11 protein-coding genes are annotated in these 13,116 nt (G+C 39.6%); 10 read left to right on the top strand and 1 reads right to left on the bottom strand.

What is annotated here, in order from left to right:
- The first annotated feature begins 3 nt into the window (after positions 1-3).
- The 4 genes from ACQKFG_RS22960 to ACQKFG_RS22945 all read left to right on the top strand — a co-directional run bounded on the left by ACQKFG_RS22960 (position 4) and on the right by ACQKFG_RS22945 (position 5,320).
- Positions 4-1,482 (top strand): M81 family metallopeptidase, encoded by a 1,479-nt coding sequence (locus tag ACQKFG_RS22960; protein WP_427563205.1) that lies wholly within the window; start codon positions 4-6, stop codon positions 1,480-1,482.
- A gap of 24 nt (positions 1,483-1,506) precedes the next feature.
- On the top strand, positions 1,507-3,129 hold the full coding sequence (locus tag ACQKFG_RS22955) for an N-acyl-D-amino-acid deacylase family protein (RefSeq protein ID WP_427563203.1): 1,623 nt from the start codon (positions 1,507-1,509) through the stop codon (positions 3,127-3,129).
- Between the two features lie 65 nt (positions 3,130-3,194).
- Positions 3,195-4,415: an MFS transporter gene (locus ACQKFG_RS22950; RefSeq protein ID WP_349729339.1), complete on the top strand. Its 1,221-nt coding sequence runs from the start codon at positions 3,195-3,197 to the stop codon at positions 4,413-4,415.
- A gap of 332 nt (positions 4,416-4,747) precedes the next feature.
- Positions 4,748-5,320: a hypothetical protein gene (locus ACQKFG_RS22945; protein ID WP_349729341.1), complete on the top strand. Its 573-nt coding sequence runs from the start codon at positions 4,748-4,750 to the stop codon at positions 5,318-5,320.
- Between the two features lie 155 nt (positions 5,321-5,475).
- Here ACQKFG_RS22945 and ACQKFG_RS22940 read toward each other — a convergent pair whose 3' ends face one another.
- On the bottom strand, positions 5,476-5,892 hold the full coding sequence (locus tag ACQKFG_RS22940) for a PaaI family thioesterase (protein ID WP_192204393.1): 417 nt from the start codon (positions 5,890-5,892) through the stop codon (positions 5,476-5,478).
- Between the two features lie 600 nt (positions 5,893-6,492).
- Between ACQKFG_RS22940 and ACQKFG_RS22935 the strand changes: the two genes are divergently transcribed.
- The 6 genes from ACQKFG_RS22935 to ACQKFG_RS22910 all read left to right on the top strand — a co-directional run bounded on the left by ACQKFG_RS22935 (position 6,493) and on the right by ACQKFG_RS22910 (position 13,079).
- Positions 6,493-7,347, top strand: coding sequence for a MurR/RpiR family transcriptional regulator (locus ACQKFG_RS22935; protein ID WP_427563200.1), 855 nt, complete (start codon positions 6,493-6,495; stop codon positions 7,345-7,347).
- A 46-nt stretch (positions 7,348-7,393) separates the two neighbouring features.
- Positions 7,394-8,524 carry an amidohydrolase gene (locus ACQKFG_RS22930; RefSeq protein ID WP_192204395.1) on the top strand — a complete coding sequence of 377 codons (1,131 nt, stop codon included), beginning with the start codon at positions 7,394-7,396 and terminating at the stop codon, positions 8,522-8,524.
- 36 nt (positions 8,525-8,560) lie between these two features.
- The gene (locus ACQKFG_RS22925) at positions 8,561-10,045 is read left to right on the top strand and encodes an amino acid permease (RefSeq protein ID WP_427563197.1); all 1,485 of its coding nucleotides are present in this window, start codon (positions 8,561-8,563) and stop codon (positions 10,043-10,045) included.
- Between the two features lie 149 nt (positions 10,046-10,194).
- The gene (locus tag ACQKFG_RS22920; RefSeq protein ID WP_427563195.1) at positions 10,195-11,025 is read left to right on the top strand and encodes a GNAT family N-acetyltransferase; all 831 of its coding nucleotides are present in this window, start codon (positions 10,195-10,197) and stop codon (positions 11,023-11,025) included.
- A gap of 107 nt (positions 11,026-11,132) precedes the next feature.
- Entirely contained in the window at positions 11,133-12,248 is a 1,116-nt protein-coding gene (gene menC / locus ACQKFG_RS22915; RefSeq protein ID WP_427563193.1) for an o-succinylbenzoate synthase, read from the top strand.
- Between the two features lie 561 nt (positions 12,249-12,809).
- Positions 12,810-13,079, top strand: a complete 270-nt coding sequence (locus ACQKFG_RS22910; protein WP_427563191.1) for a MarR family winged helix-turn-helix transcriptional regulator — start codon at positions 12,810-12,812, stop codon at positions 13,077-13,079.
- Positions 13,080-13,116 lie beyond the last annotated feature (37 nt).

Below are 13,116 nucleotides of genomic sequence, written 5' to 3'. Positions count from 1 at the left end.
TTTATGAGAATAGCAATCGGTCAGTTGGCCCATGAAACGAATACGTTTTCTCGAGTAAGAACGACAGTCGACTTATTTAAAGTATGGGAATGGACCCAAGGAGAGGAACTTCTCGATAGGCATACTGGTGTATTGGATTATTTGGGTGGGATGATCGAACGGGGAGAAGAGCTGGGGATTGAAATTGTGCCAACCTTTGCAGCCATGGCCAATCCTTCAGGAACGATAACACAGGAAACGTTTCAAAAAGCAAAAAATCTATTAATATCAAGTATCATGAATGCTGGAGAATTGGATGGGATTTGTCTATTTCTTCATGGAGCAGGAGTAGCAGAAGGAGTTGACGATATTGAAGGAGAGATCCTATCGGAATTAAGAAGCGTTTTGGGTTCAAAAATACCAATAGTAGCTACTTTGGACCTCCATGGTAATATTACGGAAACCATGGTTGAAAAAGCAGATGTACTGCTCGGCAATATAGATTACCCTCATACGGATTCCTATGAAAGGGGGATAGAAGCGATTGATATAACCGCTCGCATGATTCAAGGGAAAGTTAACCCGGAAATGGCTCTATCTAAATTACCATTACTAATTCCTACTACAACCTCCTACTTTTCTCCAATTAAAGAAATCAATGAATGGTGCGAGGAATGGGAAAAGCATCCCGAGGTCCTTGATTGTACCTTATTCCATGGCTTTCCATATTCAGATATCCCTCACGCAGGAGTTTCGGTAATTACCATTACGAATAATGAACCCTCTTTAGCACAAAAAATATCAAATGATATAGCTGCTAGAATTTTTGAAAAGAAAGATGAATTTTATCCAATATTGCCGTCACCAAAGGAAGCCATTTCATATGCTTTCTCCCGAAATGGAACGCCCATCATCATTAATGAAGCTTCTGATAACCCTGGTGCTGGTACACCAGGTGATGGCACCTTTTTATTGAAGGAAATGATAGAAGCAAACATTCCAAATAGCTGCTTTGGGTTTATTTTTGATCCAGAAGTAGCAAAAGTGGCCCATAAAGAAGGTGTGGGGTCCCTAATTCATGTCGAATTAGGCGGTAAAACAGATCGTTTACATGGTAACCCTCTAAAAATATCAGCTTATGTAAAAAGCCTATCTGACGGCAAGTTTATTCAGTCCTCACCGATGTGGAATGGAAGCAAGGTGAACCTGGGGAGAAGCGCAAGATTATTGGTTGGTAATGTGAATATCATTGTATGCTCTGTTAATTCCCAGACCTTTGATGAACAAATTTTCCTTCTTCATGGAATAGATGTTGAGAAATCAAGTATTGTTGGTTTGAAATCATCTCACCATTTTCGCGCAGCCTTCATGCCTATTGCTAAAGAAATCATAACGGTTGACTCGCCTGGGTTAAGCAGTGCGAAGTTATCAACCTTTGATTACAAGAATATAAGCAGACCGATTTACCCTTTTGATTCTATTTTAAATCATCAATTAGTCTAACTAATATTTAGAGGATGTGGTCAAATGCTAGACGTGATTATAAAAAATGGAAGGGTTTATGATGGAACAGGGAACCCTTGGACGAAAACTGACATTGGAATCGAGGATGGAAGAATTACTTTAATGGGGAATTTAAGCAGCGAACAGGCTGGGCAAACTATAGATGCCAATGGGTTGGCAGTTTCACCAGGATTTATTGATCCTCATGTTCATTCCGATTTACTTTGCACTGTTCCAGAAGTTCATAAAATAAAAGCACTTCAGGGTGTGACCACAGAATTATTTGGCCAGGATGGTATTTCTGTTGCTCCTGTATCAGAAAAAACAAAGCCGTTATGGAAAAAACAATTAAGTGGACTGAATGGCGATATTGGGGAATGGCCATGGAATAGCATTGATGAATATTTTTCATTTCTAGAAAAGTCAAAAATGATAGGAAACGCAGCTTACCTGGTACCTCATGGCGCGGTTCGTTCCTTGGTCATGGGATTTGAAGATAGGGTGGCAACTAAACAAGAATTGGAAAAAATGCGTTTGCTGGTCGAGGAAGGAATGCGTATGGGAGCAGTAGGCTTGTCCTCAGGATTGGTATATCCCCCAAATGTTTTCTCCAATAAGGAAGAATTGATTGAAATATGCAAGGGTACCGCGAAATATGATGGCTGTTTCGTTGTCCATATCCGGAATGAAAGCATTCACTCTTTATCAGCTTTGGATGAAGTCATAGATGTTTCCAGACAATCCGGTGTAAGATTACATATTTCTCATTTTAAGATAATCGGCCAAGGAAACAGGGATAAATTTAAGAAAGCACTGGATAAGATGAGTGCCGCTAGACAGGAAGGTATTGAAATTACCTTTGATCAATATCCATATTCAGCAGCTTCAACCGTTTTTCATGCCATACTTCCACCTTGGATGCATGCAGGCGGAACGGAAGAAACGCTGAAACGATTGAGTATTCCAGAATTCAGAAAAAGAATCTCTGATGAATTTAAAACAAACACAGACTATGAAAATTGGGTTTTGAATTGTGGCTGGAAAAATATCATGATTACCTCCGTTCAAACGGGTTCTAATAAACGCTTAGAAGGTAAGGATATGATTGAAATTTCAGAAATCAGGCAGCAATCCCCTGAAGATGCCGCATTTGATATTCTTATTGAGGAAAAAGGGAATGTAGCAATGGTCATTCATTGGGGCTTTGAGGAGGATGTTTTGCAGAGTATGTGTCATCCGCTGCAAATGGTGGGATCTGATGGGATTTTTGGTGGTAAGCCGCATCCACGATTACACGGGACATTTCCGAGAGTATTAGGCAAATATGTTAGGGAAGAAGGAGCTTTGACGCTTGAACAAGCGATTCGTCGAATGACAGGTGCTCCTGCGCAGCTAATGAGATTAAAGGATAGGGGGTTAATTAAAGAGGGATATCAGGCAGATATTGTTATATTTGATCCCGGAAAAATTAAAGATCGAGCTACATTTGAAGAGCCGCTATTAGAGCCTGAAGGCATACATGTGGTTTATATAAATGGAAAATTAACCGTTTATCATGGGGAATACACAGGAGCACGATATGGGAAGGTAATTAGAAGGTTCCGAAGTTCAAAAATAAATAAAGTGGCAACATATCACGATCGATAGATAATACGCACTAATTTGCATATGGAAAGAAAAAAGAAGGATTAGTAGAAAAAGGGAGGAATAAGATGAAGCGTTACATTGGAGGGTCCCAAAATAAGCACTTTATATTATTTTTGCTGTTTGTTGGTTATCTGGTTGATTATTTGGATCGGATGGTCATGAGTGTGGCTGTTGTATCTATTAAGGAAGAATTTAATTTGGATGCTGCTGCTGTCGGGGCAATCTTGAGTAGCTTCTTCCTATCCTATGCCATCATGCAAATACCAGGAGGATGGCTAACAGATAAACTGGGTTCAAGAAAAGTCTTAATATGGTCCATCATTGTATGGTCTGTTTTTACCGTATTTACCGGTTTTGCCTGGTCCCTTATTTCGTTACTCGTCATACGTTTTCTTTTCGGGCTCGGTCAAGGAGGATATCCTTCCGCTTCCCAAAAAGGGATAGCGGATTATTTTCCCCGGGATGAAAGGCCAAAGGCTTCTGCTTACTTGATGTCATCCAATTACTTTGGTATGGCACTTGCCCCGCTAGTGGCTGCGCCGATGATTTTATTTATGGGCTGGAGAAACATGTTTTATGTAATCGGATTGCTAGGAATATTGTTAACGATAGCTTTCTGGGTATATTTTAAACCAAAAGAAAGCACTGCTCCATTAAAAGACAATAGTGTTCCAATGAAGGAATTGCTGATGAATTCCGGATTGTGGAAAATAACTGTCATGTGGTTTGCTGCCGGAATAGTAAATTGGGGACTTTCCTCCTGGATTCCATCTTATTTGATGGAAGCTAGAGGAATGGACCTATTGTCCATGGGTTTTTATGCAGCGTTACCGGGTATCTCAACGGGAGTTGCCATGTTGTTCAGTGGATGGCTTCTTGACAGGTTTTTTAATAATTTGGAAAAATATTATGCGGCATTTGGCATGCTTATGTCTGGGATGTTCCTATATTTGATGTTTACATCGACCTCCTTAGTAGCTGCAATGGTTTATTTGAATCTTTGTATGGTCTTTAAAAGCTTTGCCTTTACAGTTGCTTTTGCTTTGCCGCATAAAATCATGTCTAAAAAGGTTATCGGTTCCGCAATGGGAGTAATTAATATGGGGGCACAGGCCGCAGGTTTCATATCACCTCTTGTCATGGGCTTTATCATCACCCTTACAGGATCCTACAATGGGGCATTTTGGTTCTTGATCGCTTGTTCCGCCATTTCAATAATTGCTGCGCTATCCATTAAAAAGAATCATCATATGGAGCAACCAAAAGATGTTGACTTATTAGCATAGTAGATGAATAGGCGACGTATACCTGTCAAAAACGAAAACAATATGGAAAGGAAAAAACCCTGGGATTTGGCCTTGAAAACCAATCCCGGGGTTTTTTGCTTTATTTATGAAGATAAGCAGGTTTATCTCTTACCGCCCCTTCATTGAAAAATTTGTAATTTTTTCTAGTATCCTCAGCTACAGTACAAGCCGTTATATAGTAAAGGCATATCGTATAACGAGGGGGAAACCTTGAAAAACTGAGAACAAGCATTTATTCTCCTATTGTTTTTTTCATCCAAGTAAACCCATCTCTCTAGTAATAAATTTTTAAAAAAGGAGACGTTTAGGGAATGTGGCCAATTAAAAATGGTAAGGAAAGGATACATCAGCCGAATAAAAGTACAATATTGTCCAAGCAAGAGATGAAAGCCATTGAGTCCTGGATATCTCAAATAGGGATATTCCAAATTTATAAAACCGCTGGACAAATAGTAGCTACAGCCAGAAAAACGCTAAAGTTCAAGTATAAAATGATCGGGCATGGTTTTAACCGGGTCGTCTATGATTTAAATAATGGCTATATTTTAAAAATTGCATTGTCAGAAGTAGGATTAATAAGCAATGCAAATGAAGCTTATATATATAATAACTGTAATGAGGAAGTCAAAAAGTATTTATGTCCGGTTAAGGAGCATGGGACGGGCTGGATTATCATGAAAAAGGTGGACACGAAAGTGCCGCTTGCAATCAAGGAATATACGAAACTGATCAAGTTGGAATTAAAATTACTGAGGCACGGTATTATACCAATAGATTTGCGTTTAGAGAATGTCGGATATAACGAGAATGATGAAATGGTCGTCATTGATTACGGTCTATTCACCATGGATCTCAAAAGCCCTGTGCTGCGATGGTTTGTTTGATGATGGGGCATCTTAATAATATTCAAAATGGTAATTACAATGAGGTGATTTGGAGAAGCGGTGAATCTTGTGGACGTTCTTGATTTTATCGAATTGTCTAAATGAAAAAAGCATGTTACGAAGGACTTTTTGTGCAACATGCTTTTTTATCTAGTTTAAAGGATCATGACTGATGACACAACGCTTGCCACTTTTTTATCATTTTGAAATAAATCTGCGAGTACATAAGCAGTTTTTTTTCCGATTCGGTCTACTTTTGCTTCAACCTGTACGTCTCCTAGTCTCACTGGTCGATGAAAGGTAGTATGTAAATCAATGGATGCGAAGGATTGTCCGATACTTAATTTAGAGGATATCGCATAAGCCATCATAATATCTGCTGCAGAAGTGACAAATCCACCCATTGCTACACCAATTCCGTTAATAAACTTTTCATCTACTTTCCATACACCTCTCGCAATTCCATCCTGGGCATAATTTGCTTCAATCTGTAATGTTAGGTCACAATTCGGAGGTTGTTTCCCCTCTGTTAAAACTTGTAAAAGTTCATGCCCTTTAAGTGATTTCCCCATTAAATTGCCTCCCCTTGAATAAGTTGAAACTACAGAATATTCTAACATAAATCTTGATGCTAAATGTCAATGAAGTTGTTAAGTTTACAAATAAAGTAAAAAAATGAAGAAGAGAGCGGATATCTGAAATTAACTGGAAATGTTTTTTAGAAAAAAATGGCTTTTCTTCGAATTTGCCTACCTACTAATAGTTTTTTTGCTTAAGCTCTTTTCGTAAAGATTGTTGTTTTTAAAAACTAAACGATTTAAGGTTGATTGGAGCGCAAGTGCGAGACTCCTGCGGGAGCAGCGGGACAGGTGAAACCCCACAGGCGTTTACGCCGAGGCGGCTCACCGCCCGCCCCGCGGAAAGCGAGCATCTGGAGGGAAATCAACCACGCCGCTTTACTTGGTAAATAGCAACAAAGTATGAGAAAACAGCCTTTGCTTATTATCTCAACGGCCTATTATCTGATTGAAATTTAGAGTGATTAATTATCGGAAAAGTCAAAAATATTCTTCTTTTTCTAATTAAATTGTGATAGTGTATAAAGCAAAGAAGGATTACCTTCATTATTTTCATAGAAAGAAGTATTTAATTCGTCGGAAAGGGGTAATATTTTGGAACATCTTCCTTTTAAATTATTAGTAAAGGAAAAATTTGACCAATTATCGGCAGGTCAAAAAAAAGTTGCCGCTTACCTGATTGAAAATTTGGATGAAGCCGCCTTTAAAACGGCATTTCAAATTGGTCGGGAAGCGGAAGTTAGTGAAACGACGGTCATTCGGTTTTCCTATTCATTAGGATTTGAAGGGTTTAGTAAAATGCAGGCCAGAATTCAAAAACAGCTGCTGCACCAAAATCATATAGACATATCCAACAAGGATTCCATTCTCCGCTTTGATGACAAGCAAGACCCATTTACCAAAGTCATAGAAAACGAAGTTCATATTTTAAGACATCTATTAGATCATACGAACGTTCAGGATATATGGAAAGCAGTCGATGTCTTGATCCAGGCTGACCAAATATTAATTGCAGGGCATCGCATTTCCCATGCCGCCGCCTATTGGTTCTCCTATACGCTAAGTTCATTAAGGGAAAATGTAAGTTTATGTTCACCAACAGGTGACTTCTATGAAAAGTTTTGTAACCTCACTGACAAGTCTGTGATAGTCGTTTTTTCCTTTCCGAGGTATGCAAATGAAACATTAAAAGTTGCTGAGTGTGCCAAAGAACAAGGAGTTTGTTTAATTTCAGTTACAGACCGCCTTCTGTCACCTGTTGGCCGCATCGCTGATATTGCATTGACTACTGAAGAAAACGCAGAAACCGGAACCAATTCAATCGCTTCGGTCATTAGCTTATTGGACTTGGTTATTACAGGCATACATCAAAAAGACGAAAAACGGATCCATACCCATCAGCAAAAATTAGAAAGGCTATATTCAAGTTATGAAGTGTTTAATGAATGAGTCTTTTATAAAGTTAAAATTCATGTAAAGGAGGGGGTGCATCATTATGAACCCGATTCAATATATTGATCAGCATCAAGAATCATTGATAAAGTCCTACCATGACCTGCATTCTTTGGCTGAGCCAAGCTGGCAGGAGGAAAGAACGTCTTGCTATATATTAAATTCTCTTAGGAAAGCGGGAATGACCACAAAAACATTTCAGAGCCATCATGGAATCATTGCCGAGATTCCAGGCATCTCAAAAAAGGTTGTGGCATTAAGGGCTGATATGGATGCGCTTGTTCAGGAAGTAGATGGAGTTGTAAAGGCCAATCATTCATGTGGACATGACGCACATAGCACAATGGTTTTATATACAGCATTGGCCATTGCTTCCAGTGGAATCCGGCCTAAACACACTCTCCGATTCATATTTCAGCCTGCGGAAGAAAAAGGAGAAGGCGCTCTTCAAATGATCAATGATGGAGCATTGGAGGATGTTACATATTTATTCGGGGTACATGTAAGACCCAGTACGGAGGTTCCTTATATGAAAGCTTCCCCCGTCATTGTCCATGGCTCTGCCGAAACGATAAGGGGAACCATCAAAGGTTTACAAGCCCATGCATCCCGACCGCAAGATGGAATAAATGTCATCGAGGCAGCAGCTTTGCTTATCCAAAAATTACAGCAGATTAATCTAGTTACCGAAACTCCTTATTCCATCAAAATGACTCAATTTCAAACAAACAACAATGCATCAAACGTTATCCCGGAAACAGCTGTCTTTGCAATTGATGCCAGAGCTCAATCAAATGATGTAATGAATGAACTAAACCGCTTATCAGAGGAAGCTTTTGACCAGACAATGCAACAAACTGAAACATCCATCTCCTGGTCTGCGGAAGAATTCGTCCCAGCTGCGAGTTTGCATGAAAAAGCCATAAAGCTGGCTGAGGCCGCCATTGGAGATATCCTTGGGAGGGAAAATGTCGCTCCAGTCTGCATTTCTCAAGGAGGAGAGGATTTTCATTTTTATACAGCCAAAAATCCTGATATAACAGCAACCATGATAGGGTTAGGCTGCGATTTAACGCCTGGTCTGCACCATCCGGATATGAAGTTTAATTTGCAAGCACTAATTTATGGAACGAAAATTTTAATTAACACAGTAATGTTGGCGGCAGGAGAATAAAATTTTTTACTAAAAAAATTAATGAAGGGGTGTTTTATGGAAAATACCGCACAAACATCACAAACCGGGGACCAAACAGCTACTGATGGAAAACAACTGGAGCGCAAACTCAAACCAAGGCATCTTTCCATGATTGCAATTGGCGGAACCATTGGAACGGGGCTATTTTTAGCAAGCGGTTCCATTATACATACTGCGGGTCCCGGAGGAGCTGTAGCTGCCTATCTAATTGCCGGAATTATGGTTTATTTCCTGATGACAAGCCTAGCCGAAATGGCTGCCCTGATTCCTATTACAGGCTCTTTTAGTACCTATACATCAAGGTTTGTCGATCCAGCTTTAGGATTTGCGATCGGATGGAACTATTGGTATAACAACGCAATCGTAGTCGCGTTGGAATTGGCGGCTTCCTCCCTGATCATGAAATATTGGCTGCCTTCTGTTCCGGGCATCATTTGGAGCGCATTATTTCTTGCCCTCATATTTGGCCTGAATATTTTATCGGTAAAAGGATATGGAGAATCCGAATTCTGGTTTGCCATTATAAAGGTTTTGACGATTATCATTTTTATAGTAGTGGGGTTATTAATGATTGTAGGAATCATGGGAGGGGATGCCGTAGGTTTTGAAAATATCACCAAAGGAGAGGCACCGTTTAAAGGAGGCTTTTTATCCGTTATAAGTGTCTTTATGGTGGTTGGATTTGCCTTCCAAGGCACCGAGCTAGTAGGAATTGCGGCCGGCGAGAGTGAAAATCCGAGAAAAAATATACCCAAGGCCATTAAGCAAATCTTCTGGAGACTGCTCTTGTTCTATGTATTGGCGATCATCGTGATTGGATTTTTAATCAGCTATAATGATCCGCGCTTGTTAAGCTCGGATATAGAAGATATTGCGGTAAGTCCCTTCACTTTAGTTTTTCAAAACGCAGGACTTGCGATCGCTGCATCGGTTATGAATGTGGTCATTCTTACTTCCGTTCTTTCTGCAGGCAATTCCGCCATGTATGGGGCTTCTCGCGTCCTTTGGGTGCTGGCGAAAGAAGGCAAAGCCCCTTCGTTTCTAAAAAAAGTGAATTCAGGTGGCATTCCAGTTAACGCTGTGTACTTTTCTACCATCGTTGGGATGGCAGCTTTCCTGACCTCTTTTTTCGGAGAAGGCACGATTTATACTTGGTTATTGAATGCTGCAGGATTATCCGGCTTTTTATCCTGGTTAGGAATTTCGATTACACATTATCGATTCCGAAAGGCATACATTGCACAAGGAAGAGATTTGAAAGATTTGCCTTATGTATCAAAATGGTACCCATTCGGTCCAATATTAGCGACAATTTTATGTGTTACGGCTATCCTGGGACAAAATTACTCTGCTTTTTTCGGCCTTGAGATCGACTGGTATGGAATTTTAATTTCTTATATCGGGCTTCCTTTATTTTTCCTGGCTTTTCTAGGTTATAAAATCGTAAAGCGAACAAAAATGATTCCAATGCAAGAGGCTGATTTCAGCAAAGTGGAATAATTTCTTTTGTAAAAAAAGTAGAAATATATTTTTACAACATAAATGATAGCTCCAGTGCCTTGTAACGACAAGCCGTCGGCTGTGGAATTTATTTGTTCATCTTATGTTGCGGTGATCAAGGCGCTTGAGCTTTTCCTAGGAGGTTGGACATGACGAAAACACAGGAAATTGCAATTCGCTCTCTTCATCGAATTGAAGAGCTAGAGGACGTAAGAAAGCTAGAATCCGACATTTGGGGAGAAAACGACTCAATCCCCACACACCAAACCATCACAGCTGTAAAAAACGGTGGTTTGGTTCTAGGAGCATATTGCGAGGAGAAGCTTATTGGATTTCAGTATAGCTTTCCGGGATTCAATGGGCAAACAGCCTATCTTTGTTCACATATTCTAGGAATAGATGAGCAATTTCGCAACAAAGGAATAGGGGAGAAGTTAAAGTTAGCCCAACGTGAAGAAGCATTAAAGCTCGGCTTTTCCATTATTACCTGGACTTACGATCCTTTGGAAAGTATTAATGGGTATTTGAATATAGCCAAGCTTGGTGGGGTCTGTTCCACATATATCGCAAACTGCTATGGTGAAATGGAAGATCTTTTAAACAGCGGAATTCCATCTGACCGCTTTCTTGTCGAATGGCATATTGGTAAAAAGGAGACAACGGATTCTAGTGGACGGGGAATTCCGCTGGACTTTGCGATAGAAAAGTCGCTTATTCAATCGGAGACCAATGAAAAGGGATTGCCTGTTCCAACCTTCACTCTTCCGCTGCCTGAACAAAATTGGGATACAGCTTTTGTGGCCATTCCAAAGGACTTCAGGACAATAAGGGTCACAAATAGTCAAGCAGCCACTGAATGGCGGATGAGAACCAGGGACACATTTACCGAATTATTTCAGCAAGGATGGGAGGTAACAGATTTTATAAAGAATTCCATGACGGAAATTCCCGTTCAGTTTTATGTGCTGACAAGGAAATAAGCAGGTGGATTTTAATAGCGTAACTTCAGGCTGCTGTCAGCCTATTTAATAAAAAATTGGTAAGACTGTGTCTTTTAATAGTTTTATCACAAAAGGAGAATTTCCAAGTGAAAATTAAACAAGTTATTCTAAGGCATCTTAAACTGGACTTGCTTGAACCTTTTACAACTAGCTTTGGGACTGAATACAATAGGGATTTCATCCTTGTAGAAGCAAAAAGCGATGATGGCATTTCCGGTTGGGCAGAATCGGTTGCGATGCTCGACCCTCTGTATAATGAAGAGACCCTAAAAACAAACTGGCATATACTCGAGGATTATCTAATTCCAATTATCCTTAAAAATGAAATCAAGCATCCGGATGAACTCTCTGAAAAATATTTCTCCCATATACGCGGTAATTATATGGCAAAAGCCGCTTTAGAGGGTGCTGTTTGGGATCTGTATGCGAAAAAGCAAGGTGCTTCCCTCTCAAGTGTGTTAGGTGGAACAAAAAAGAATATTGAAGTGGGGGTAAGCATCGGAATAAAGGACTCGATCGATTCGACCCTGGATATGATTGAAGCACGTCTCGGTGAAGGCTATAAACGCTTTAAACTAAAAATCAAACCGGGCTGGGATGTTGAATTAATAGACAAGGTCCGAAAAGTATATCCGGAAATCCCGCTCATGGCAGATGCAAATTCAGCTTATACCTTACAAGATATAGACCGGCTATCCGCCTTGGATGACTATAAATTAATGATGATTGAACAGCCGCTTGCCTATAACGATATCATTGACCATGCAGATTTACAGTCAAGGTTAAAAACACCTATTTGCCTGGACGAAAGCATTCACTCCTTAGAGGATGCAAGGAAAGCTATTAAATTGGGCAGCTGTAAAATCATTAATATTAAGATTGGCCGTGTCGGAGGTTTGACTGAATCCAAGAAAATCCATGATTTATGTCTTGAACATGAAATTCCGCTATGGTGTGGGGGTATGCTGGAATCAGGCATTGGAAGAGCGCATAATATTGCCATCACTTCACTGCCAAACTTTACTCTTCCGGGAGATACCGCTGCTTCCTCCCTCTACTGGGCAGAAGATATCATTGACCCTGAAGTTGCAGTGGAAAAAGGAATAATCAAAGTTCCGGAATTGCCAGGAATCGGCTATGAACCAAGCATTGAAAAAATCAATAAGTATACTATACACAGTCAAACATATCATTTAAGTTAGAAAAATGTGCTGACAGGCAAGAATCCAGCACATGCAGAATGGGTGATGACCACCGCAACTTCAGCGACAAATCATCAAGGTCAAAAACATGGTGTTCAAGTTTTGTATGCAGCGGATAATATCTTACACTGCTTTGGCCATTAAACTGGTAGATCATATTGTCTGCCAGTTTAATTGAAGATTGAACGAATAAATGTTGACGTATTCATAAATATCGTCGCACGAAACTCTCTTATAGATAAAGAACAAGGAAGGGTTTGCACCTTCCTTTTATACTTTTTTGTGAAAAAATCATCAAATGGGTCCATTGGAATTGGCCGATTTAGTTGGCAGGGATTGTTGTCGCTTTAAACAGTTTTCTGAAGGAATTACCTTGAGAAGACCGGAACCAGGAAGTTTAATTCAATAAAGTAAAAAGGTTATTGACAAAAAAAAATATAAGTATTATTATTATCTCATATTCAAGATAATTTAATTCGAGATTTTATAGGGGGAAGTAAATGGAGAGGAAATGCAACAATTTGCACTTTCTGATATTAATGCAAACATCTAAAGCAATTCATGATCGAAAAAAGCAAGAAATGGAAAAAAACAATTCAGCAAATTGGAAACTGCATACTGATTTCAAGTGGTTCGATGACCTATGTTATAGATAAGCTAGAACAAAGAGGTGTTTTAAGCAGAAATGCCTGTCCAGATGACCGCCGTATGATACATGTTAGATTAACTGATGATGGAAATGAACAGATGAATGAAAGCATGCCGAAATATAATGAGTTAGTTGATGATATGTTTGATTCATTAAATTCTGGTGAGGCAGAGACATTGTGAACCTTTTGAAAAAAGTAAGGAATGAAGTTTAAAGTGT

Source organism: Peribacillus sp. NPDC076916, assembly GCF_050269675.1.
Lineage (GTDB): Bacteria > Bacillota > Bacilli > Bacillales > DSM-1321 > Peribacillus > Peribacillus aracenensis.
Note: the sequence above shows the minus strand (reverse complement) of the source record. Positions and strands in the feature narration are given on the sequence as shown.